Below are 21,059 nucleotides of genomic sequence, written 5' to 3' on the forward strand. Positions count from 1 at the left end.
TTCCTTTATTCCCGGTTTGCATCGCAGACAGCGTCTTCTGGCGCGTTTGGGCGGATGCCTGGGCGTGGTCCGGTAAACGGCAGACCGTTTTCCGCAGCGATCACGCTTTGACGCGTGTTTTTTCAGAGGACTAGCGCCAAATGGCCAATGTTGTCGTCGTCGGCGCCCAGTGGGGCGACGAGGGTAAGGGCAAGATCGTTGATTGGTTGTCGGATCAGGCGGACGTGGTTGCCCGCTATCAAGGCGGCCACAATGCCGGCCATACGCTGGTCATCGATGGCAAGACCTACAAGCTGGCGCTGCTGCCGTCGGGCGTCGTCCGTGGCGGCAAGCTGTCGGTGATCGGCAATGGCGTGGTGTTCGACCCGCAGGCCTTCGTCGATGAAGTCGCCAAGCTCAAGGGGCAGGGCGTCGATGTCGGCCCGCACAATCTGCGTGTTGCCGAGAACGTCACGCTGATCTTGCCGCTGCACCGCGAACTCGATGCGCTGCGCGAGAATGCCAGCAAGGCGACTGCGATCGGCACCACCCAGCGCGGCATCGGCCCGGCCTATGAAGACAAGGTTGGCCGCCGTGCCATCCGTCTGATGGATCTCGCCGATCTGCAGACACTGCCGCACAAGGTCGAGCGCCTGCTGACACATCACAATGCGCTGCGCCGCGGCCTCGGCCTCGATGAATTCAAGGCGGCCGATGTGGTCAAGGACCTGGCCTCCTTCGCACCGGCGCTGCTGCCCTATGCCGAAACCGTGTGGCAGCTGCTCGACAACAAGCGCCGCGAGGGCAAGCGCATCCTGTTCGAAGGCGCACAGGGCGCGCTGCTCGATGTCGATCACGGCACCTATCCCTATGTGACGTCGTCGAACACCGTCGCCGCCCAGGCTGCGACCGGCACTGGCATCGGTCCAGGTGCGGTCGGCTATGTGCTCGGCATCTGCAAGGCCTACACGACCCGCGTCGGCGCCGGTCCGTTCCCGACCGAGCTCGACAACGAGATCGGCGAAGAGATCGGTCGTCGCGGCAAGGAATTCGGTGTCAACACCGGCCGCAAACGCCGTTGTGGCTGGTTCGATGCGGTGCTGGTGCGCCAGACCGTCCGCACCTGCGGCATCAACGGCCTTGCCATGACCAAGCTCGATATTCTCGACGGCTTCGACACCATTCAGGTCTGCGTCGGCTACAAGCTCGACGGCAAGGAAATCGACCATCTGCCGGCGGGCGAGGGTGCCCAGCAGCGGATCGAGCCGATCTATGAGACGATCGAAGGCTGGAAAGAGCCCACCGCCAATGCGCGCTCCTGGGCTGATCTTCCGGCCCAGGCGATCAAATATGTCCGCCGCGTCGAGGAACTGGTCGGTTGCCCGATCGCTTTGCTCTCCACAAGTCCAGAGCGCGACGACACGATCTTGGTACAAAATCCGTTTGAGGCTTAACGAACTATTACCGGTTGGCTTTCAAATTGAGGGACCCCGCGAAACTGAGTCGAGATGGCTGACTACTATCCCCTGATTGCCCGTGCCATCGCCGGCCTGGACCCCAGTGCCCCCGGTGAGCAGCGCCGTGCCCTCTATGAACGCGCCCGCACGGCGCTGATTGCACAGTTGCGCAGCGTCGAGCCGCCGCTCTCGGAATCCGAGATCACCCGCGAGCGGCTGTCGCTCGAGGAAGCCGTCCGCAAGGTCGAATCTGAAGCGGCACAGCGCGCTCGTGAAGCCTCGCGGACCACGGATGCCAATCGGTCGCGGGCCGGCGATGCGTTCCGCACGGCCAGCCAGCGCCCCGGTTCGCCGCCGATCGAGCCGTCGCCGCGTGGCCGCCAGCCGATCACGCCGACACCGCCGCGTGCGCCGGATGAGGCGCGCCCGCCACGAACGCTGCGTGTCGATCCGCCGCCGATTCCGCGTGAGCAGGGGACCAGCCGTCCCGTGCCGCCGCGCCGTCCGGACCAGCCGGCTGCACCGCAAGCCCGCGACGATCGTGGCGATGCCGCGATGCGTGGTTTCCGCGACGTCACCGCCGATGTCGATGATCTCGGCCGCGCCGCGGCGCAGGCTAATCGTGCGGCACGTAAAACCTATGCCAATGTGCCGTCGCCGACGCCAGAATTCGACCGGCTCGAGCCGAGCATGGAAGATCGCGGTTCTGTCTTTGGTTATGACGAGCATATCGACCAGCAGGACACGGCCGAGCCCGTAGCTCCGCCCGCGCGCGGCAAGGATGCCAAGAAGCAGAAGGCACCAAAGCCGAAACGCGTCAGCGGTGGTTTCCCGTTCAAGACGCTTCTCATCCTCGGTCTTGTCCTGATCCTCATCGGCGGCGCGTTCGTGGCGGGCCCGCAGATCATGACCTTCGTGCGCGGTCTCGGCGGCAGCAGCAGCACGCCGGCGCCGACCAGCGAAAACAAGGACGGGGCGCTGGCGCCGCGGCCGAAGATCACCGATCGCGTCGGCCAGCCATCCGATCAGGTTGCGCCTGTGGCGCAGCGCGTGGTGCTCTATGACGAGGATCCGTCGGAGCCGAAGGGTAAGCAGTTCGTCGGTACGGTGGTGTGGCGCACCGAGCAGATCAAGGGCAGCGGCGGTCGCCCCGGCGATGTCGCCGTGCGCGCCGACATCGACATTCCCGAGCGCAAGTTCAAGATGACCATGTCGTTCCGCCGCAACAACGATTCCACGCTGCCGGCGAGCCACACGGCGGAGCTGACTTTCGTTCTGCCGCAGGACTTCAATGGCGGCGGCGTTGCCAATGTGCCGGGCATCCTGATGAAGTCCAATGAGCAGGCGCGCGGCACCCCGCTGGCCGGTCTCGCGGTGAAGGTCACCGATGGCTTCTTCCTGGTCGGCCTCAGCAATGTGGAAAGCGACAAGGTCCGCAACCTGCAGCTCCTGAAGGAGCGTTCCTGGTTTGACATTCCGCTGGTCTACACGAACCAGCGTCGTGCCATCATCGCCATCGAGAAGGGCTCGCCTGGCGAGCGTGCATTCAACGATGCATTTGCGGCCTGGGGCGAGTAGCCCCCGGCCGTCGTCGCCGACGCTCAATGATGCGCCGGGGGACGATGACAAAAATCCCCACGCCAACGTGACTTGACCCGGTTCCCCTGCATTTCTATCGACGATTATCCGTTCGACGCAGGAACAACCGCCATGACCACGCGCCGTCAGGTGCTGAAACTCGCCGCCTTCGCCGCCAGCAACGCAGCGTTGCTTGGCGCGGTACGAGCCGAAGGAGGCGTGGTCGGCCCCGTCGCCGCGCCGCTTCCTTTTGCGCAGCAGACACCGATGCGGGTTGGCGCCGCGGCGTTGCGGGTGCGCGATCTTGCCGCGATGCGCCGTTTCTACACGGATCTCCTGAAGCTCACGACCATCAGCGAAAACGCCAGTGAAGTCGTTCTCGGCGTCGATGGCGTAGCTTTGCTGCATCTGATCCACCGGCCCACGGCGCCACTCGCCGGGCCGAGCGGGGCCGGGCTCTATCACACGGCCTTCCTGATGCCGAGCCGGGCCGATTTCGCGCGTTGGCTGGTGCATGCCGCGCTGATGCGCTTGCCATTCACGGGCTTTGCCGATCATCACGTCAGCGAAGCCTCCTATCTCGACGATCCCGAAGGCAATGGCATCGAGGTCTATTCCGATCGGCCGACCTCGGCGTGGCTGTGGGTGGGCGACAGCGTGAGCATGGGCTCGGACCAGCTCGACATCGACGATATCGTGAAGCTGACGGACACCACGCGCGATCAATATGATGTCGCGCCCAAGGCGCTGCGCATCGGCCACATGCATCTGCGTGTCGGTGATGTCGCGCGCGCGCGTGCCTTCTATGAAGGGATCATTGGAATGGAGCGCACGCGTGAACGCGCAGGCGCAGCCTTTCTATCGTCAGGGCGCTATCACCATCATCTCGGGATCAATGTCTGGCAAAGCCAGGGCGCACACACGCGAAACGTCGCTGAGACCGGACTTGCCTGGTTCTCGCTCGCGGTTGCCGATGATACTTTGCTGGCCGATTGCAAACAGCGCCTGACAAAAGCGGGCATGACGAGCGAAGCCATATCGGCCGGGTTCGCCGTTGCCGATCCATGGGGCACGCAGGTTCGCTTGTTAAAAGCGTAGCCGAGCCGTCTCGACCGAGTGACCCCTATGCGTGTGGGCGGTCGAAATAGCGTGGCGCGTCGCGCCAGCCCTTGGCGGCGGCGTGCACAGCTTTCGCACGATAATCAAGTTCGAGATCCGCCAGCATGCTGCGCATGTCGAGGTCGCTCTCTTGTTGCGCCAACCGGCTGCAATCTTCCGCGCGGTCGCGCAGATAATTTTCAGACATGATCATCGTCGCCTCCATCATGTCCCCAAGAAAAGCCACCACGTAAAAAAGACCCCAAGTCGTTGGCTTGAGGTTAAAAGTCGCGGCTTAATTTGGCGAAGACGTGGCGGCGATGCCGCGAAGCTGTGGCGGTAGCCTTTTATGCGTTGCAAACACGCTGAAATCGCAAGCAGTTACCTTCCGTGGCCGTTCGCGGGCCAGGTTCAGGGCTACGGCGCGCCTGCAGCACCGGCCTGGACGGCATGATTCACCAGAGCGCCGGTGTCGGTGATTCCATCGGCGGCGTGGCGGACGATGATCTGCGCCATCATGGCCTTGGTCGCCGGGGTGCGGTGCTGCACGGCAATCTGCTCCACGGCGATGTCCAGCACCTGGCGCAGCACGGCAATACGCTGCGCGTCGAACGGCGGCGTCTGCGATTGTGTCGTCGGGTTGGTCGTCATGATGCACTCCATGATCGAGGTGTGCGGACTGTGTAGTGGCGGTTTAGGGCGCCTCTGAGTCAGCGTGATGAAAGGTGGATGACACGCTCTGACATTGTGTTGATGGTCGCGATTGAACGTATCGATGTTTTGTGAGGCGGGCGCCACTGGAATATCTCGAAACGTAAAATGCGATGCATTCCTGTGGCTGGGATGTCCGCACATGCATGCGTCTACGATGCGTGTCATGCGCATGCATGGGTCGAACGAATGGCGGATCAGGTTCAGGCAAGGCTGCGTGTCGGTTTGCGCTGCGCCATGTGGCATCGGAGCGTCTTTCCACGCAGTTGCAGCATGTCTAGATGAAGACGGTGTTCGATTCGAGGCGCGTTGGTCGTCTCTGACAATTTCGAGACGGCGTCCGATGGCAGAACTTCCCGACAATGGTGCAGCCGATGCACAGACATGGCTGAGCCGCGCCGCAGCAGCGGATGCAGCCGGCGATGTCGCAACGGCAGAGCGCGCTTATCGGCAAGCGCTCGCGCATGATGCCAACCTCATCGATGCCCGCTTCGGGCTGGGCGTGACCTATTTCAGGTCGGCGCGATATGGCGATGCTGCCAGAGAACTGCAAGCGGTCGTCTCGGCAGGGGCTGCCGATGCCGCAGTCGGCCTGTTGCTTGGCAAGTCGCTTTATATGGTCGGCCAGTTTTCAGGAAGCGCCGAAGCCTTCGGGCTTGCTTCGCGGTCCATGCCGCTGCAGGGCGATAGCTTGCGCTGCTACGCACGCGCACGAACCTACGCCATGATGATCGCCGGCAAGACCGAGGACGCGCTGGCCGACTATCCGGCCCACGCTGGCGTGGAAGCCGAGCCGATCGATGTCGTGATCCGCGATGGTTTCGGTCTGTTGAGCGCCTATGGCCATCGTGCTGCTGCCATATATCTCGGAGAGCTGCTGATCGCAGCTAAGCCCGGTGATGCGGTCCAGCGCCATCTCAACGATGCGGTCGCCGGTCGCGCCGTCGATCACGTGCCGCCCGCCTATGTGGCGGCGCATTTCGACGCATTTGCCGAAGGCTTTGACGACAAGCTGGTGAATGTGTTGGGCTATCGCGTGCCGGAGCGCATGGCCGCTTTGGTGCAGCGCCATTGCGCTTCATTCGATCATGCACTCGATCTCGGTTGCGGCACCGGCCTTGCCGGCGCCCATCTCAGGCCTCTCGCTGGCAAGCTCAGCGGCGTCGATCTCTCCGCACGAATGCTCGAACAGGCTGAGCGTCGCCGCATCTACGACACGCTTACCCATGCCGAAGCGCTAGCGCATCTCGGAGCTCATCCGGTTGAGTTCGATCTCGTCTTCGCGGCGGATACGTTGATCTATTTCGGCAAGCTCGATGCCATCATGTCCGCTGTGGCGCAGTCGCTGTCATCCGGCGGCATCTTTGCGGCGAGCGTCGAGAGCACATCCAACGGTTTCGCGCTGCTGCCATCCGGTCGCTTCGCCCATGCGGATGATTATGTCGCCCGCTGTGCCTATCCGCATTTCGAACTGCTGGAACGCGAGGCTGTCGATATCCGCCTTGAAGCCAACGCGCCTGCCAAAGGCGCGCTCTATGTCTGGCAACGGCGCTAGTCTTGCGTCAGCGCCACGTGGCTGATGATACGAAAGCGCGTGTCTTTGCCATCCTGTTTGAACAGCGCCACGCTGTCGATCTTCAACTCATCGATCCCGAGCTCGGCAAAGCGGTGCTGCAGCAATGCCAGCACGGCTGCGCCGCGTTCTTCCGTCAGCCGGCCGGTCAGGGTCATGTGGAAGCGGAAATCCTCGAACACATGAGGGTAACCCCAATCGTCGAGATGCTCGGTCTGGCGTGGTGTCAGTCCGTCCGGCTTGCGGCGGGCGCGATCTTCCGCGGTCATCGGGGCGCGAAACGGCTCGAAATGACGGACGCAGGCTTCAGCAAGTAAATCCAGATCGTCGTCCGTCTCGTCCGGCACAATGGCGGTGAAGCCGCTGATGGTGCGAACGACCGGGGCGATGATCGGAATCTCACGCGGCTCTTCCGCGAATTCGACGAGGGCCGCGAGCAGGTCCTCTTCGCTCTGGTCGCCCGCGAGCGAGAAGGGGGCCTTCAACGTGCCATGAAAACCGTATTTCCGGGGATCGGCCGTGATGCCGGCCCAATCCGGAAAATCGGCGACGACGGTCTTGGGATGATCGATGTCATGGCCGCTATAGGCATCGTAGCCCAGTGTTTCGGCGCCGAACCGCGTCAGCGCGCGGTCGGCGTCGGGTGCGAAATAGATCGCATATCTCGGATATTCGCTCATGGTCCCAGCATAAAGCATGATCCCGGAAAGTGGATACCGGTTTCCGGATAAGGTCATGCGCGTGAGGAAAACCTCGTCTCAGGCGGCAGCAACCGCCTTTTGTCGCAGGGGCGTCGCAGGTCGCAGCCGCTGCGCATCTGCGAGATGCACCAGTTTGCCATTGGCGATCACCGCGACAATGCGCGGCCGCAGCGCCACGCTGTCGTCGATCAGCAGGATGTCGGCGCGGCGGCCGGTCGCGATGTCACCGCGATCGGTGAGGCCTGCGGCCTGCGCGGGCGCTGCAGAAATCAGCGACCACGCCTGCGGCAGCGCAAGAATGCCGTCATGCACGAGGCGGAACGCTGCGAGCAATTGCGCGGGATAATAGTAGTCCGACGCCAGCACCGAGCACAGGCCCTTGGCGATCATGTCGGAGGCCTTGGTCCAGCCGGTATGGCTGCCACCGCGCACCACATTCGGGGCGCCATAAATGATGAAGTCGCCGGCTTCGGCTGACGCGATGGCGGTTTCCTCGTTGATGGGGAATTCCGCAATGCGGACACCGAGATCGCGGAAGCCGGCGCGCATCGCCGGGCTGTTGTCGTCATGGGACAGCGTCGCGATGCCAGCGGCATTGGCCGCTTCGGCAAGCCGCGCGATCGATGCCGGCACCTGATCTGCGCGCGAGAGCACGCGATTCACCAATTCATCGAAGGCTTCGCTGCTGAGGCCGGTGCGCTCCACCATCTTGGCGCGCTTCGCCGGCTTGGTGATCCCGGTCAGGTCCATATGGTCGTTGAAGGCGAGCAGATCGATGCGGCGATCCTTGATCCAGCCGATGATCTCATCTTCGGCATCGAGATTGAATGTCTCCTGCCGCAGATGAAAGCGCGTGTCTGCCGCCAGATGCGGACGCAACGTTTCGATCGCCGACAGCAGGCCCCGGGCATTCTCGGCACCACGCAGGCCGGGTTCCCAGGACCAGGTGGTGCCGTGAAAAACCGTGGTGATGCCATTGGTGATCGCCTGCTTGTCGCTGTCGATCAGCGCCACATCGACAGGGAAATCGACGCCGGGGCGTGGCATCAATTGTCGTTCGAAGGCGTCGCCATGGATATCGACAATGCCCGGCATGACAAGAAGACCGCGCGCATCGAGGCCCAGCGCGCCCTGCGCGGTGCCAGCAATATCCGCGATGCTGCTGCCCGAGATGGTGAGCGAGGTTTCGCCGATCTCCTGACCGAGCAGGGTCCGTCCACCTTCGATATAGATTTCTGTCATATTTAGCCCATCTGCTGCGGCGGTTTGACGCCCTTATATTTGCTCAAGAAGTCTTCCACCGACAAGCTGCGGAAATCCGGCAGCACCTGTCGCAATGTGTCGTGATCCCAGTCCCACCAGGCGAGGTCCATCAGGCCCTGTTCCACGGCTTCGGAAAAGCGGCGACGGATCGGTCGAGCCGGATTGCCGCCAACGATCGTATAGGCCGGGACGTCCTTGGTGACGATGGCGCCTGCCGCGATCACCGCGCCGGTGCCCACATGCCGACCCGGCAGCACGACGGCGCCATGGCCGATCCAGACATCGTGGCCGAGTGTGCAGTGGTGTTCGCGGCGCCATGCGAAAAAATCGGCATCGTCGGCCTCACCCGGAAAATAGGCGCTGGCGCGATAGGTGAAATGCGATTGCGACGCGCGCTGCATCGGGTGATTGCCGGGATTGATCCGGGTCAGGGACGCGATCGAGCAGAATTTTCCAATCGTTGCATAGGCGATCTGGGCCTCGTGCTCGACATAGGAGTAGTCGCCCATCGACACTTCATGCAGCACGGTGCGGGCGCCGACTTCATTGTAGCGGCCGAATGTTGCGTCCTTCAACTTCGCGCTCGGCTCGATCGCGGGATCGAGCGACAACATCTTTCCAACCATGACACATCCATGACCTGTAGCGGGCGCGCACGTCATCAGACCGTTTCGTGACAGTGACGTGACGCGTGAATGAAATTGCATCTGCGTGCGGTGCAGGGCTGCGGGTTGGGCATTGTGACAGTCGCGTCACATCGCTGTCATCCGCCAGCGATAGGCGTGCATGGTTTGTTAACGCTGGAGTTACACATGCTTGCAGTCGAAGGCCTGACGTGCCGTTTCGGTGCCAAGGCGGCGGTCGATAATGCCAATTTCGAGATCGCGCCGGGCTCCTTTGTCGGCGTGATCGGGCGTTCCGGTGCGGGCAAGTCGACTTTGCTGCGCATGGTCAATCGCCTGGCAGAACCGACATCCGGCCGGATCATGTTCGACGGCCTGGATGTGACCGCGCTGAAGGGCCGCGAATTGCGCCAATGGCGTGCGCGCTCGGCGATGATCTTCCAGCAGTTCAATCTCGTTGGCCGTCTCGATGTTCTCACCAATGTGCTGATGGGCCGCCTCGCCGATATGCCGCAGTGGCGTTCGCTGACCCAGATGTGGCCGGAGCAGGATCGGGCGCTGGCGATGTCAGCGCTCGAACAGTTCGACATGGCGCAATATGCCTCGCAGCGCGCCGATCAGCTGTCCGGTGGTCAGCAGCAGCGCGTTGCCATCGCCCGCGCGCTCGTTCAGCAGCCGGACCTTATTCTCGCCGACGAGCCTATTGCCTCGCTCGATCCGCGCAACACCCGCATCGTCATGGATGCGCTGCTGCGCATCAACAAGCATTTCGGCATCACCGTGATGTGCAACCTGCATTCGCTCGATCTGGCACGCACCTATTGCGATCGCCTGATCGGCATGTCCGCCGGCCGTGTCGTGTTCGACGGCGCGCCTGCCCAGCTCACCGAACATATCGCACGTGAACTCTACGATCTCGAAGCCGATGAGGTGATGGGATCGGCACCGGTGCATGTGCCGGCTGGTGCGCGCGTGCCTGAATACGGGGCCGCTGCCGTCGCCTGAATGAATTGCCGCGAGGATGTCAGCCTGACTGTCAGGCGAGAGATGTCATCGCGGCGATAGACGTTTCGTCTACCCATAAGAAACTCCGTCACCTCTCCAGATCGCGCAGGGATTGCCATGATCAATCGTCGCTCCATCGTGCTCGGCGCCGCCGTGCTCGCTTTCGCCGCCGGCTCCGCCTCGGCACAGGACTACAAGGCCAAATATCCGGAACTCACTTTTGCGATCATCCCGGCCGAGAACGCCTCGGGCGTGACCGAGCGTTGGGGGCCGTTCATCACCTATCTCTCGAAAGAGCTGGGCGTGAAGGTCAATCTGCGTATCGCAAATGACTATGCCGCCGTGATCGAAGGCCAGCGCTCGGGCAATATCCAGATCGCCAGCTATGGTTCGGCCTCGTTCGCACGCGCCCGTCTCACCGGTGTGAAGACCGACGCCTTCGCCAACGACATCAATATCGATGGCTCCACCGGCTACTACTCGGTGTTCTTCGTCAAGGCGACGAGCCCCTACAAGTCGATCGATCAGCTGAAGGGCAAGAATCTCGGCCTCGTTGATCCGAATTCGACCTCGGGCAACAATGTGCCGCGCTTTGAGCTGGACAAGATGGGCATCACCGATGCCGACACCTATTTCAGCAAGGTCGTCTTCACCGGCAGCCACGAAAACGCGCTGCTGGCACTGTCGCAGGGCACCGTCGATGTCGCTGCCAATCAGTGGACAAACGATGCCGACTCCACCCTGCAGCAGATGCTCCACAAGGGCATGCTGAAGAATGCCGACGGCACGCCGATGAAGAAGGACGACTTCCGCATCGTCCACAAGTCGGCCCCGATCATCAACGGCCCCTATGCCTATAGCTCGGACCTGCCGGAAGATTTGAAGGTCGCGATCCGCAAGGCGTTCGAGGAAGCCCCGACCAAGGACAAGGCTGCCTTTGATAAGCTGTCGGATGGCCAGAAGAAGGGCTTCCATGCAGCGACCACCAAGGATTGGGACGCGACCATCGACCTGATCAAGTTTGTGGACGCCCTGCGCAAGAAGAAGGCGTCGTAAGGCCCAACTTCCGACAGGAGCCGGATCGGGTATGATCCGGCTCCTTTTTTATAGTCCACTCCATGTCGTCTCCGCGAAGGCGGGGACCCATACACGCTGTGGATCTAGTCGGATCTCGATGATGGCGGCTTTGTCGCTTCTATGAAATCGACCGTGATGATGGATCCCCGCCTTCGCGGGGACGACGAGTTGAAAGCCCACACCAGATGTCCGCCGCCGTTTCCATTCTGCCGAGCCAGCAGCTTGCCGCGCTGAACGACGCCTATCGCAAGGCAGTGTCGCGTCGCCGGCTGCGCACGCTGCTGTCGGTCGTGGCCTGCGCTGTCGTGCTGTTCGTCGCGGCCATCGGCGCAGAAGTGAACGTTTCCACCTTCGTCGCCAAGATCGGAAATTTCTTCAGCTATTTCGATCGCATCTTCACGCTCGATAGCGGCGTGCGGGTGTGGAGGGATGTCGGCGAATGGTTCTGGGGGTGGGACAAGTGGCTGAAGCTGCTCGGCGAGACCGTGCTGATCAGCTTCGTCGGCACGATCGTCGGCGCGTTGCTTGCATTCGGCCTGAACTTCCTCGCCGCCGAGAATACCGCGCCGTCGCGCTGGCTGCGTTTCGTCGTCAAGCGCTTCATGGAATTCTGCCGTACGGTGCCGGACATCGTGTTCGCGCTGATCTTCGTCATCGCCTTCGGCCTGGGCCCGATGGCCGGCGTGCTGGCGATCGCGATCCACTGTGTCGGCGCGCTCGGCAAGCTGTATGGCGAGATCGTCGAGAATATCGACATGAAGCCGGTGGAAGGCATCCGCTCCACCGGTGCCAGCTGGATCGACTGCATGCGCTTCGCGGTGCTGCCGCAGGTCTCCGCAGGCTTTGCCAGCTACACGCTGCTGCGCTTCGAGATCAATGTGCGCGGCGCCTCGGTGATGGGCTTTGTCGGCGCCGGCGGCATCGGGCAGGAGCTCGTGGTCGCCGTGCGCAAGTTCTATTACTCGGATGTCAGTGCCATCCTGCTGATGATCATCGTCACCGTCTTCGTGATCGATATCGGCACCGGCTGGCTGCGTGGCCGCCTGTTCGGCAAGGAGACGCGGTCGTGAACCAGCAGCCTGATGTCAATACCAGCGAGCTGCGCGGCCGCTATCCTGACGTGTTCAATCGCCCGCTGAAATCGCGCGCAGCGGCACCGACGGTCATCATGGCTGCTTTGGCGCTGTTGATCTTCGGTCTTGTCGAACTTGATTTCTCGCCGGCGCGCATGCTGAACGGCATCCAGCAGCTTGGCTGGATCACCATGATGATGATCCCGCCCGATCCTGGCGCCTCGCTGCCCGCCTATCTGCAGGCGATGGGCGAGACGCTGTCGATCGCGGTGCTCGGCACTACACTCGCTGCCTTGCTCGCTTTGCCGGTCAGTCTCCTCGCTGCCCGCAATGTCATTCCATCCGCCTGGCTGCGTTTCCCGGTTCGGCGTTCCCTCGATACGATCCGCGGCGTCGATACGCTGATCTGGGCGCTGGTGTGGATCAATGTCGTCGGCCTTGGGCCCTTTGCCGGCGTGCTCGCCATCGCGGTGTCGGATTTCGGCGCGTTCGGCAAACTGTTCTCGGAGGCGATCGAGGGCGCGGACAAGAAGCAGGTCGAGGGCATCCGCGCCTCCGGCGGCAGCCCGCTGCATGAAATCCGTTTCGGCCTGATGCCGCAGGTGCTGCCGGTGATTGCCGGGCAGGTGTTGTACTTCATCGAGTCCAACACGCGCTCGGCCACCATCATCGGCATCGTCGGCGCCGGTGGCATCGGCCTGCAACTGGCCGAGCAGATCCGCGTGCTGGAATGGCAGAAAGTGTCGTTCCTGATCCTGATGATTCTGGTGGCGGTGGCGGCCATCGACTGGATCTCCAGCCGCCTCCGTTTCGCGATCATCGGGCGACGGGCTGTCGCGTAACTCCGTCATTGCGAGTGCAGCGAAGCAATCCAGAACAAAGAATCGGATTGCTTCGTCGCTACGCTAGGAGGAAAGCCGAAGGCTTTCCTTGACCTCGCAATGACGGCGCAGATTAAGCCGCCACTCGGTGCCTTGCCTGCTCGGCCTTGAACAGCTCAAACTCCTCGCCGACAGCACGCATCACGCTGGGTCGCTCGCGCATCTTTGCATGATACGCCTTGATCGCCGGCCACTGGTCGAGATCCAGCTGCGGGATCACCAGGGTCCAGTTCAGCACCGTGCTGAGATAGGCGTCCGCGACGCTGAAGCGGTCGAGCAGGAAGTCGCGCCCTGCGAGATGCTTGTCGAGATAATCGAGCTTCGAACATCCGTTCTCCAGCGCATAGGCTTTCGCCTCCGGCGGCGCCTTCTTCGAAAGCAGCGGCTGGAACAGCGACTTGTGCAGCTCGGTACCGATGAAGCACAGCCATTGCTGCAGCCGGGTGCGTTCGATGCCGGTGCCGGCTGCGATCGGCGAGTCCGGAAATCGCTCGGCCACATGCTGGAGGATCGCCGCGTTTTCGGTGAGGATCAGGCCGTCATCGGTGCGCAAGGTTGGCACCAGTCCGAGCGGATTGACGCCGCGGAAGTCGGATCCATCCTGCAACAGGGTCTTGCTGGGCGGATCGATCTCGAAAAAACGAGCCTCGGCACCGGCTTCGTAAAGCGCGATGCGGGTAGCCATCGAGCAGGCCATCGGCGAGAAATACAGGTCCATGGGTGCCTCCTTCGTTACAGCGAGTGAAATGCGCTGTCGGTTGATTTTCGTACCGTCTCGCATAATAATAAGACGGTCAAGGAATAAATTGCGAAATGGTACAAAAAAAGAAGCCGACCTCCGACGTGGCGGGCGAAAAGGGGGAGGGCAAGCGCCGCGGCCGTCCGCGCGCCTATGACCCCGACGTGGCCATCGGCCAGGCGCTCGACCTGTTCCGCCGCACCGGCTATGCCGCGACCTCGCTGGATGATCTCAGCGCCGCCACCGGCATGAACCGGCCGAGCCTCTATGGCGCTTTCGGCGACAAGCGCGCGCTCTACATCAAGAGCTACCAGCGCTATCGCGATGACTACACTGCGAAAGTGATCGCGCTGTTCCAGGCCGATATCGACATCCGCGAGCGCTTGCGCCGCTTCTATGCGGCCGCGCTCGATATCTACACCACAGGCGCCGATGACCCGCGCGGATGCTTCGCGGTGATGACGGTGGCGTCCGACGCCATTGCCGATCCGGAGATCCGCGCCTTGATGCTTTCAAGCTTCCAGGAACTCGACGACGCCTTTGCCTGGTGCTTCCGCACCGCGATCGCGCGCGGTGAGCTGCCGGAGACCGCCAATGTCGATGTGCTGGCAAAGATGGCCTCCGCCTTGCTGAACCTGTCGTCGATCCGCGCCCGCGCCGGCGTGTCTCGCGCGGACCTCGAGGCCACCCTGAAGGGCGCCATCGACCAGCTCTGTCCCGTCTGAACCAGGAACCCGCCTGCGCGTCACGCCACAATAATTTCAGCTAAGCTGTCGGCATCGCCTTGCGCTGCGCGTCTTCCAATCAAGGAGCACCCATGCTGTACGCCATTCTCTGCTACCACGATGAGGCCGTTGTCGGCGGCTGGTCCAAGGACGAGGACGATACGGTGATGGCCAGGCTCGCCGTCGTGCATGGCAAGCTGGCCGAGCAGGGCCGTCTCGGCCCGGTGGCCCGTCTGTTGCCGACCACGGCTGCCACCACGCTGCGCAAGGACGATCCGCCGGTAGTGCTGGACGGCCCCTTTGCCGAGACCAAGGAGCAACTGCTCGGCTTCTATGTGGTGGAAGCCGAGAACCTCGATGGCGCATTGGAAATCGCGCAGGACTTGGGCCGCGCCAATCCCGGCGGCGCCTATGAGATCCGCCCGATCGGCGTCTTCCACGGGACCTTTGCGCCATGACCGATGTCGCCTGGATCGATGCGGCCCTGACCTCGGCGCGTCCCCAGGCGCTCGGCGCGCTGTTGCGCTATTTTCGCGATCTCGACACGGCGGAGGAGGCCTATCAGAACGCCTGCCTGCGCGCGCTCAAGACCTGGCCACAGAACGGCCCGCCGCGCGATGCGGCGGCGTGGCTGATCATGGTCGGTCGCAACACTGCCATCGACGACCTCCGCCGCGGCAAGCGCCAGCAGCCGCTGCCGGACGACGATCACGCGATCTCCGATCTCGACGATGCCGAGAGCGAACTTGCCGACCGGCTCGACGGTTCGCACTATCGCGACGACATCCTGCGGCTGCTGTTCATCTGCTGCCATCCGCAATTGCCGGCGACGCAGCAGATCGCGCTGGCGCTGCGCATCGTCTCTGGCCTCACGGTCAAGCAGATCGCGCGCGCCTTTCTCGTCAGTGAAGCCGCGATGGAGCAGCGCATTACGCGCGCCAAATCTGCCATCGCCAAAAACAAGGTGCCGTTCGAAGCGCCGGGCGCGCCGGAGCGCAGCGAGCGCCTCGCCGCTGTGGCGGCGATGATCTATCTGGTCTTCAACGAAGGCTATTCCGCAGGCGGCGATAGCGCAGACCAGCGCGCGCCGTTCTGCGAGGAAGCGATCCGTCTCGCGCGCCTGCTCCTCAAGCTGTTTCCGGCCGAGCCGGAGATCATGGGCCTCGCCGCGTTGATGCTGCTGCAATATGCGCGCGTAGCTGCCCGCTTCGATGCTGATGGCACGGCGGTCTTGCTTGAAGATCAGGATCGTGCGCTGTGGAACGGCAAGATGATCGCCGAAGGCCTGGCGCTGATCGACAAGGCCATGCGCCATCGCCGCACCGGCGCCTATCAGATCCAGGCGGCTATTGCCGCGCTGCATGCGCGTGCTGCCAAGCCGGAGGATACGGATTGGGCGCAGATTGAATTGCTCTATGGCTCGCTGGAAATCCTGCAGCCGTCGCCTGTGATCACGCTCAATCGCTCGGTCGCCGTGTCGAAGGTGCATGGTCCGCAGGCCGCGCTGGACATGATCGCGCCGCTGGCATCGAAGCTCGCGAATTACTTCTACTTTTTCGGCGCGCAGGGCGCCTATCTGAACCAGCTCGGCCGTCATGATGACGCGCGCGAGAGCTTTAACCGGGCGATTGCGCTCGCGAACACGCCCGCCGAAGCCGATCATATCCGCCGGCATATCGATCGATTGGAGGAAGACAGCAAGGTCAAGGCTGCCGGCAAATAACCCGCTCCCGCAGGGTGAACCAACACCATCTACAGGAAAAAAGATCTCGCTGGATGTCGGGGCGCGTCGATCCCGTCCGTCCTTGGCAAGACATCGACATCAGGAAGTGCCATGCCCGTCTCTCCCGTTGCCCTGTGGTCTGGCCGCATTCTCAGCGGCCTCGTCATTCTCTTCCTCCTGATGGATGGCGGCATCAAGCTGGTGCCGATCAAGGAGGTCACCGAAACCCTGCAGCAGCTCGGCTATGGCGGCTCGGTCGGGCAGGCGCGGCTGCTCGGCGTCATTACGCTCGCTTGCGCGGTGCTGTATGCGTTTCCGCGTACCTCGGTGCTCGGCGCGATCCTGCTGACCGGATTGCTCGGTGGCGCCATGGCCACGCATTTGCGGGTGGACAGTCCGCTGTTCACGCATCTGTTGTTCGGCCTCTATATCGGTCTGATGGCCTGGGGCGGGCTCTATCTGCGCGATCCCGCCCTGCGGGCGCTGATGCCGATCCGGAACTAGACACTCAACCCAAGGAGACGATCCATGCAGATCAATCCCTATCTCCACTATGACGGCAATTGCGAAGAAGCCTTCAAGTTCTATGAGGCGGCGATCGGTGCGAAAATCGACGTCATCATGCATGTCGAGGGCTCGCCCGCTGCCGAGCACATGCCGCCTTCGATGGCGAAGAAGGTCCTGCATGCACAGCTGTCTATCGACGGCGAGGTGATCATGGCCTCTGATTGTCCGCCGGATTACTTCGAGAAGATGCAGGGCTTTTCTGTCTGCCTGCAAGCCCAGACCCCGGCTGAGGGTGAAAAGTGGTTCAACGCGCTGTCTGATGGCGGTGTCGCCAAGATGCCGTTCGCTGCCACGTTCTGGTCAAAGGGCTTTGGCATGTGCATCGACAAGTTCGGCGTGCCATGGATGATCAACACCGCGCAGGACTGTCCCGACCAGTGACGCTGTGCCGGCGTCTTCCCGCGACGAGCGGGGAGACGCCGCGCCCGTGTTTCCGAACTGAAAAGTAGCTGTCATGTCTCCGTTCGCCCGCAACGCCATCGTGCTCGGCCTGCTCTGTGCCGTCGGCCCGTTCGCCATCGATATGTATCTGCCGGCGCTGCCGGATATCGAAAGCGATCTCCGCGCCACCACATCGGCGACGCAACTGACGCTGACCAGCTATTTCATCGCTTTCGGCCTGTGCCAGATCGCCTATGGCCCGTTGTCGGATGTCTATGGCCGCAAGGCGCCGCTTTATGCGGGACTGGTTCTGTTCGTTGTCGGCTCGGTCGGCTGCGCGCTGTCGCCGGGTGTGGAATGGCTGATCGCTGCGCGCTTCGTGCAGGGGCTCGGTGCTGCCGCCATGGGCGTGATCCCCCGCGCCATCATCCGCGATCTGCACACGGGTGTCGAAGCGACCAGGCTGATGTCGCTCGTGATGCTGGTATTCTCGGTCTCGCCGATCCTCGCGCCGCTTGGCGGAAGCGCGATGATCGTGCCGTTCGGCTGGCGTGCAGTCTTCGTGGCCGTCACGGTCGCGGCACTGATCGCGACAGTCCTGTTGGCGACGATGCTGCCGGAAACGCGGCCTGTACATGAACGCATCAAGGGAGATGTCCGCAGCGTGCTCGGCCATTTCGGCACGCTGTTTCGTGACTGGCACTTTCTCGGGCTCACCTTTATCGGCGGCCTCGGCATGTCCAGCTTCTTCACCTTCCTGTCGATGTCGTCCTTCGTCTACATCAAGACCTATGGCATGAGCCTGGCGGAATACAGCGTCGCCTTCTCGATCAATGCAGTCGGCTTCATTGGCATGTCGCAGCTGGCCAGCCGGCTCGGCGGGCGTTTTGGCATGGCGCGTGTGGTGATGGGCGCCGTCGCTGCCTACGCGTTCTTCGCCGTATTGCTGCTGGCGTTGACGCTGGCCGGGTTCACCAGCCTGTGGGTGCTGATGCCGCTCTTGTTCATGTCCTTCGCCTTTCTCGGCCTGGTCATCCCGTCGACCATGGTGCTGTCGCTGGAGGAGCACGGTCCGATCGCCGGTAGCGCCAGCGCGCTCGGTGGCACGTTGCAGATGCTGACCGGCGGCGCCGTGATTGCGATCGCCGGCCTGTTCTTCAATGGCACGTCGCTGCCGATGGTGATCACGATCGCCCTTGCCGCGGTGGCCGCACTGGTCATCACCATGGCGACGCTGCGTCCGCGCGAACTTTCGCCGCAGCTCGCCGAGTAGGCGACACTGCTAGGCTGGACCGATCGGGGACGAGGGATGACGCGCATGACATTCGGCCTGACCTTTGCCGCAGCGATCGGATCGGGCCTGATGGCTGGATTGTTCTTCGTTTTCTCGGTGACGGTCATGAGCGCACTCGGCAAGCTGCCGGCCCCCACCGGCATCGCCGCGATGCAGTCGATCAATGCCACGATCCTCAGCCCGCTATTCCTTGCGGCCTTCATGGGCACCGCGCTGATCTGCGTCGTGCTGGCGATCGTCGCGATGCTGAATTGGTCCGGTCCCGCATCGGGCTGGCTGGTGACCGGCGCGCTGTTCTATGTCGCCGGCACGTTTCTCGTCACCATTATCTTCAATGTGCCGATGAACGACGCATTGGCGGCGGCGACTCCCGACAGCAGCGAGGCTGCCGGCCTGTGGGCGCGCTATCTCTCGGTCTGGACCGGCTGGAACCATGTGCGCACGGTTACATCGACCGCCGCACTTGGGACCTTCATTCTGGCGCTGCGCCAGCTTTAGCCGTTGATGCCTTCACGCCGCAGCGTGGGCAGGCCGATGCCGGTGGCGTCGAAGCCGCCATCCACAGCCAGCATCTGGCCGGTAATGTAGCTGGCGCGCGCGCTGCACAGAAAGAAGATGGCATCGGCCAGCTCATCCTCGCCGCCGTAGCGGTTCAGGGGAATGGCATCGTGATAATCGGCGCGGATCGCCGGCGTATGCACGGCCTTGGCCATCGCCGTCTCCACCGGGCCCGGCGCCACCGCATTGACGCGGATGCCGAGCAGCGCGAGTTCGACCGCGCATTGCTTGGTGAAGTGAATGATGCCGGCCTTGCTGGTGCCATAGGCCACGCGAAGCGTCGATGCGCGCAGCGCCGAGATCGACGCGATATTGACGATGGCGCCGCCGCCATGTTCGCGCATCAGGGGGGCAGCCGCCTTGGTGCAGAGAAACGGGCCGGTGAGATTGACCGCCATGATGCGTTCCCATTCATCCAGCGTCGTTTCCAGCACCGGCTTGAAGTTCGCGATCCCGGCATTGTTCACCAGCGCATCGAGCCGGCCGAACCGGGCCTGCGTGTCCGCAAAGGCCTTGGCAACGGCTTTCTCGTCGGAAACGTCGGCATGCAGTGCGAGCGTATGATCGGGATCGTTCAGCGCCGTCACTGCGGCGGCGAGCAACTCACCCTCGATGTCCAGCAGCGCGACGCGATAGCCCTCGCCGAGAAACCGCTTCGCCACCGCAAGCCCGATTCCGCGCGCTGCGCCGGTGACCAGTGCGACCTTGCGGGTGTTTTGCGTGCCGTCCGTCTTGACCATTGTCCGTCCCGATCCGTTTCGTCATGTTTGCCGGCGTGTTTAGGAGAGTAACGGGAGCGCGACAACCCGGATTTTTGTGGGGAAGAGGCCGCGATCTTTGTCGGTAAGCGGAAGTCTCGTTCGTCCTGAATAAAACCACCGGATCGGGAGACTGCCCTTGTCGCTCACCCTTCATTACCACCCACTGTCGTCCTATTGCTGGAAGGCGCTGATCGCGCTGTACGAGAACGGCACGCCGTTCACGCCGCACATGGTCAATCTCGGCGATCCCGACCAACGCGCGGCGTTGCTCGGGTTGTGGCCGATCGGCAAGTTTCCGGTTCTGCAGGACGATGCCCGCGGCGAGGTTGTGCCGGAGTCATCCATCGTCATCGAATATCTCGATCGTCATTATCCCGGCGTCATGCGCTTCATTCCGGATGGCGATCTCGGCCTGAAGACCCGGTTGCGCGACCGCTTCTTCGATCTGCACCTCCATGCGCACATGCAGACGATTATCGGCGACAGGCTTCGGCCGGCAGGTGCGAAAGACCCGCATGGTGTGACCGAAGCGGAAAGCAAGCTGCGCATCGCCCTGGATATGATCGAAAGCGATATGGCTGATCACCAGTGGGCCATGGGCGACGGTTTCACGCTCGCCGACTGTGCGGCTTTTCCGCCGCTGTTCTACAGCAACAAGGTGCTGCCGTTCGCGAAGACGCATCCCGGCGCATCCGCCTATCTCGGCCGCTTGCAGGCACGGCCGTCGGTGGCGCGTGTATTGAAGGAGGCAGAGCCTTATCTCCACATGTTCCCGCAGGAATGATGCGGCCATGACCCCCGACATAATTTCAATGGCGCTGTCGGGCAGTCACATCCTCGATCGTCATTTGGACAGTCAACGCTGAAGGGGAAGAACCATGCGTTTCATGGTGATCGTAAAGGCCAACAAGGACACCGAAGCCGGCGTGATGCCGTCGATGGAATTGCTCACGGCGATGGGCAACTTCAACGAGGAGATGGTCAAAGCCGGCGTGATGCAGGCGGGCGAAGGCGTGCATCCCACCAGCAAGGGCACGCGCATTCGTTTTGGCGGGGGCGAGCCTGCGGTGACGCACGGTCCGTTTCCATTGTCGGGCGACCTCCTCGCCGGCTTCTGGCTGATCGAGACGAAGACGCGTGACGAGGCCGTCGCCTGGATGAAACGGGCGCCGTTCGAGAGCGGCGCCGAGATCGAGATCCGCCAGATTTTCGCGCCGGAGGATTTTGGCGACGCGTTCACGCCCGAACTGCGCGAGCAGGAAGAACTGATGCGTCAACAACTCGAAAAGTAG

24 protein-coding genes are annotated in these 21,059 nt (G+C 62.7%); 17 read left to right on the plus strand and 7 right to left on the minus strand.

Going from position 1 to position 21,059, the window contains the following annotated elements:
* The first annotated feature begins 140 nt into the window (after positions 1–140).
* The 3 genes from AC1RQ5_RS08995 to AC1RQ5_RS09005 all read left to right on the plus strand — a co-directional run bounded on the left by AC1RQ5_RS08995 (position 141) and on the right by AC1RQ5_RS09005 (position 4,112).
* Positions 141–1,433, plus strand: coding sequence for an adenylosuccinate synthase (locus AC1RQ5_RS08995; protein ID WP_493198347.1), 1,293 nt, complete (start codon positions 141–143; stop codon positions 1,431–1,433).
* Between the two features lie 54 nt (positions 1,434–1,487).
* Positions 1,488–3,014 carry a hypothetical protein gene (locus AC1RQ5_RS09000; protein WP_398479432.1) on the plus strand — a complete coding sequence of 509 codons (1,527 nt, stop codon included), beginning with the start codon at positions 1,488–1,490 and terminating at the stop codon, positions 3,012–3,014.
* Between the two features lie 132 nt (positions 3,015–3,146).
* Positions 3,147–4,112, plus strand: coding sequence for a VOC family protein (locus tag AC1RQ5_RS09005; protein ID WP_493198349.1), 966 nt, complete (start codon positions 3,147–3,149; stop codon positions 4,110–4,112).
* Positions 4,113–4,137: 25 nt separating this feature from the next.
* Here AC1RQ5_RS09005 and AC1RQ5_RS09010 read toward each other — a convergent pair whose 3' ends face one another.
* Positions 4,138–4,362: a hypothetical protein gene (locus AC1RQ5_RS09010; RefSeq protein ID WP_398479428.1), complete on the minus strand. Its 225-nt coding sequence runs from the start codon at positions 4,360–4,362 to the stop codon at positions 4,138–4,140.
* A gap of 167 nt (positions 4,363–4,529) precedes the next feature.
* Positions 4,530–4,763 carry a hypothetical protein gene (locus AC1RQ5_RS09015; protein ID WP_398479426.1) on the minus strand — a complete coding sequence of 78 codons (234 nt, stop codon included), beginning with the start codon at positions 4,761–4,763 and terminating at the stop codon, positions 4,530–4,532.
* A gap of 403 nt (positions 4,764–5,166) precedes the next feature.
* On the opposite strand from AC1RQ5_RS09015, the gene AC1RQ5_RS09020 reads away from it, so the two are divergent.
* Positions 5,167–6,378: a class I SAM-dependent DNA methyltransferase gene (locus AC1RQ5_RS09020; protein WP_493198351.1), complete on the plus strand. Its 1,212-nt coding sequence runs from the start codon at positions 5,167–5,169 to the stop codon at positions 6,376–6,378.
* Here AC1RQ5_RS09020 and AC1RQ5_RS09025 read toward each other — a convergent pair.
* The 3 genes from AC1RQ5_RS09025 to AC1RQ5_RS09035 all read right to left on the minus strand — a co-directional run bounded on the left by AC1RQ5_RS09025 (position 6,375) and on the right by AC1RQ5_RS09035 (position 8,986).
* Entirely contained in the window at positions 6,375–7,076 is a 702-nt protein-coding gene (locus tag AC1RQ5_RS09025) for a DUF1045 domain-containing protein (RefSeq protein ID WP_493198353.1), read from the minus strand. The genes AC1RQ5_RS09020 and AC1RQ5_RS09025 overlap by 4 nt on opposite strands.
* 78 nt (positions 7,077–7,154) lie before the next feature.
* Complete coding sequence (locus AC1RQ5_RS09030) at positions 7,155–8,339, minus strand: alpha-D-ribose 1-methylphosphonate 5-triphosphate diphosphatase (RefSeq protein ID WP_493198355.1); 1,185 nt, start codon at positions 8,337–8,339, stop codon at positions 7,155–7,157.
* Between the two features lie 2 nt (positions 8,340–8,341).
* On the minus strand, positions 8,342–8,986 hold the full coding sequence (locus tag AC1RQ5_RS09035; RefSeq protein WP_493198357.1) for an LbetaH domain-containing protein: 645 nt from the start codon (positions 8,984–8,986) through the stop codon (positions 8,342–8,344).
* Between the two features lie 186 nt (positions 8,987–9,172).
* Here AC1RQ5_RS09035 and phnC point away from each other — a divergent pair, with 186 nt between their 5' ends.
* The 4 genes from phnC to phnE (AC1RQ5_RS09055) all read left to right on the plus strand — a co-directional run bounded on the left by phnC (position 9,173) and on the right by phnE (AC1RQ5_RS09055) (position 12,980).
* Complete coding sequence (phnC, locus tag AC1RQ5_RS09040) at positions 9,173–9,988, plus strand: phosphonate ABC transporter ATP-binding protein (protein ID WP_493198359.1); 816 nt, start codon at positions 9,173–9,175, stop codon at positions 9,986–9,988.
* A 117-nt stretch (positions 9,989–10,105) separates the two neighbouring features.
* A complete protein-coding gene (phnD, locus tag AC1RQ5_RS09045) occupies positions 10,106–11,044 on the plus strand; it encodes a phosphonate ABC transporter substrate-binding protein (protein WP_398479413.1) in 939 nt (312 codons plus the stop codon).
* A 206-nt stretch (positions 11,045–11,250) separates the two neighbouring features.
* Positions 11,251–12,135 carry a phosphonate ABC transporter, permease protein PhnE gene (phnE, locus tag AC1RQ5_RS09050; RefSeq protein WP_493198361.1) on the plus strand — a complete coding sequence of 295 codons (885 nt, stop codon included), beginning with the start codon at positions 11,251–11,253 and terminating at the stop codon, positions 12,133–12,135.
* Positions 12,132–12,980, plus strand: coding sequence for a phosphonate ABC transporter, permease protein PhnE (gene phnE / locus AC1RQ5_RS09055; RefSeq protein WP_493198363.1), 849 nt, complete (start codon positions 12,132–12,134; stop codon positions 12,978–12,980). The genes phnE (AC1RQ5_RS09050) and phnE (AC1RQ5_RS09055) overlap by 4 nt, the downstream gene beginning before the upstream one ends.
* A 112-nt stretch (positions 12,981–13,092) precedes the next feature.
* Here the strand turns inward: phnE (AC1RQ5_RS09055) and AC1RQ5_RS09060 are convergent, their stop codons facing one another.
* Entirely contained in the window at positions 13,093–13,737 is a 645-nt protein-coding gene (locus AC1RQ5_RS09060; protein WP_493198365.1) for a glutathione S-transferase C-terminal domain-containing protein, read from the minus strand.
* A gap of 95 nt (positions 13,738–13,832) precedes the next feature.
* Here AC1RQ5_RS09060 and AC1RQ5_RS09065 point away from each other — a divergent pair, with 95 nt between their 5' ends.
* The 7 genes from AC1RQ5_RS09065 (at position 13,833) to AC1RQ5_RS09095 (ending at position 18,946) form a co-directional block, all read left to right on the plus strand.
* Positions 13,833–14,483 (plus strand): TetR/AcrR family transcriptional regulator, encoded by a 651-nt coding sequence (locus tag AC1RQ5_RS09065; protein WP_493198366.1) that lies wholly within the window; start codon positions 13,833–13,835, stop codon positions 14,481–14,483.
* 92 nt (positions 14,484–14,575) lie between these two features.
* Positions 14,576–14,941, plus strand: a complete 366-nt coding sequence (locus tag AC1RQ5_RS09070) for a YciI family protein (RefSeq protein WP_493198367.1) — start codon at positions 14,576–14,578, stop codon at positions 14,939–14,941.
* On the plus strand, positions 14,938–16,206 hold the full coding sequence (locus tag AC1RQ5_RS09075; protein WP_493198368.1) for an RNA polymerase sigma factor: 1,269 nt from the start codon (positions 14,938–14,940) through the stop codon (positions 16,204–16,206). Before AC1RQ5_RS09070 ends, AC1RQ5_RS09075 begins: the two co-directional genes overlap by 4 nt.
* 111 nt (positions 16,207–16,317) lie before the next feature.
* Positions 16,318–16,710, plus strand: a complete 393-nt coding sequence (locus AC1RQ5_RS09080) for a DoxX family protein (protein ID WP_493198370.1) — start codon at positions 16,318–16,320, stop codon at positions 16,708–16,710.
* A gap of 24 nt (positions 16,711–16,734) precedes the next feature.
* On the plus strand, positions 16,735–17,154 hold the full coding sequence (locus AC1RQ5_RS09085; RefSeq protein WP_398479397.1) for a VOC family protein: 420 nt from the start codon (positions 16,735–16,737) through the stop codon (positions 17,152–17,154).
* A 73-nt stretch (positions 17,155–17,227) separates the two neighbouring features.
* Positions 17,228–18,427 (plus strand): multidrug effflux MFS transporter, encoded by a 1,200-nt coding sequence (locus tag AC1RQ5_RS09090; RefSeq protein ID WP_493198372.1) that lies wholly within the window; start codon positions 17,228–17,230, stop codon positions 18,425–18,427.
* Between the two features lie 45 nt (positions 18,428–18,472).
* Positions 18,473–18,946 (plus strand): anthrone oxygenase family protein, encoded by a 474-nt coding sequence (locus AC1RQ5_RS09095; protein ID WP_493198373.1) that lies wholly within the window; start codon positions 18,473–18,475, stop codon positions 18,944–18,946.
* Here the strand turns inward: AC1RQ5_RS09095 and AC1RQ5_RS09100 are convergent.
* A complete protein-coding gene (locus AC1RQ5_RS09100; protein WP_493198375.1) occupies positions 18,943–19,746 on the minus strand; it encodes an SDR family NAD(P)-dependent oxidoreductase in 804 nt (267 codons plus the stop codon). The two genes, AC1RQ5_RS09095 and AC1RQ5_RS09100, sit on opposite strands and share 4 nt — an antisense overlap.
* 157 nt (positions 19,747–19,903) lie before the next feature.
* On the opposite strand from AC1RQ5_RS09100, the gene AC1RQ5_RS09105 reads away from it, so the two are divergent.
* Positions 19,904–20,551 carry a glutathione S-transferase family protein gene (locus AC1RQ5_RS09105; RefSeq protein ID WP_493198376.1) on the plus strand — a complete coding sequence of 216 codons (648 nt, stop codon included), beginning with the start codon at positions 19,904–19,906 and terminating at the stop codon, positions 20,549–20,551.
* A 94-nt stretch (positions 20,552–20,645) separates the two neighbouring features.
* Entirely contained in the window at positions 20,646–21,059 is a 414-nt protein-coding gene (locus AC1RQ5_RS09110) for a YciI family protein (RefSeq protein ID WP_398479387.1), read from the plus strand.

It is taken from the genome of Tardiphaga sp. GW821-FHT12E02 (genome assembly GCF_058807155.1).

Excerpts from the sequence above, each read along its gene's own strand:
- AC1RQ5_RS08995 (WP_493198347.1), top strand. The coding sequence starts at position 141 with ATGGCCAATGTTGTCGTCGTCGGCGCCCAGTGGGGCGACGAGGGTAAG.
- AC1RQ5_RS09000 (WP_398479432.1), top strand. The coding sequence starts at position 1,488 with ATGGCTGACTACTATCCCCTGATTGCCCGTGCCATCGCCGGCCTGGAC.
- AC1RQ5_RS09005 (WP_493198349.1), top strand. The coding sequence starts at position 3,147 with ATGACCACGCGCCGTCAGGTGCTGAAACTCGCCGCCTTCGCCGCCAGC.
- AC1RQ5_RS09015 (WP_398479426.1), bottom strand. The coding sequence starts at position 4,763 with ATGACGACCAACCCGACGACACAATCGCAGACGCCGCCGTTCGACGCG.
- AC1RQ5_RS09020 (WP_493198351.1), top strand. The coding sequence starts at position 5,167 with ATGGCAGAACTTCCCGACAATGGTGCAGCCGATGCACAGACATGGCTG.
- AC1RQ5_RS09025 (WP_493198353.1), bottom strand. The coding sequence starts at position 7,076 with ATGAGCGAATATCCGAGATATGCGATCTATTTCGCACCCGACGCCGAC.
- AC1RQ5_RS09030 (WP_493198355.1), bottom strand. The coding sequence starts at position 8,339 with ATGACAGAAATCTATATCGAAGGTGGACGGACCCTGCTCGGTCAGGAG.
- AC1RQ5_RS09035 (WP_493198357.1), bottom strand. The coding sequence starts at position 8,986 with ATGGTTGGAAAGATGTTGTCGCTCGATCCCGCGATCGAGCCGAGCGCG.
- phnC (WP_493198359.1), top strand. The coding sequence starts at position 9,173 with ATGCTTGCAGTCGAAGGCCTGACGTGCCGTTTCGGTGCCAAGGCGGCG.
- phnD (WP_398479413.1), top strand. The coding sequence starts at position 10,106 with ATGATCAATCGTCGCTCCATCGTGCTCGGCGCCGCCGTGCTCGCTTTC.
- phnE (WP_493198361.1), top strand. The coding sequence starts at position 11,251 with ATGTCCGCCGCCGTTTCCATTCTGCCGAGCCAGCAGCTTGCCGCGCTG.
- AC1RQ5_RS09060 (WP_493198365.1), bottom strand. The coding sequence starts at position 13,737 with ATGGACCTGTATTTCTCGCCGATGGCCTGCTCGATGGCTACCCGCATC.
- AC1RQ5_RS09065 (WP_493198366.1), top strand. The coding sequence starts at position 13,833 with ATGGTACAAAAAAAGAAGCCGACCTCCGACGTGGCGGGCGAAAAGGGG.
- AC1RQ5_RS09070 (WP_493198367.1), top strand. The coding sequence starts at position 14,576 with ATGCTGTACGCCATTCTCTGCTACCACGATGAGGCCGTTGTCGGCGGC.
- AC1RQ5_RS09075 (WP_493198368.1), top strand. The coding sequence starts at position 14,938 with ATGACCGATGTCGCCTGGATCGATGCGGCCCTGACCTCGGCGCGTCCC.
- AC1RQ5_RS09080 (WP_493198370.1), top strand. The coding sequence starts at position 16,318 with ATGCCCGTCTCTCCCGTTGCCCTGTGGTCTGGCCGCATTCTCAGCGGC.
- AC1RQ5_RS09085 (WP_398479397.1), top strand. The coding sequence starts at position 16,735 with ATGCAGATCAATCCCTATCTCCACTATGACGGCAATTGCGAAGAAGCC.
- AC1RQ5_RS09090 (WP_493198372.1), top strand. The coding sequence starts at position 17,228 with ATGTCTCCGTTCGCCCGCAACGCCATCGTGCTCGGCCTGCTCTGTGCC.
- AC1RQ5_RS09095 (WP_493198373.1), top strand. The coding sequence starts at position 18,473 with ATGACATTCGGCCTGACCTTTGCCGCAGCGATCGGATCGGGCCTGATG.
- AC1RQ5_RS09100 (WP_493198375.1), bottom strand. The coding sequence starts at position 19,746 with ATGGTCAAGACGGACGGCACGCAAAACACCCGCAAGGTCGCACTGGTC.
- AC1RQ5_RS09110 (WP_398479387.1), top strand. The coding sequence starts at position 20,646 with ATGCGTTTCATGGTGATCGTAAAGGCCAACAAGGACACCGAAGCCGGC.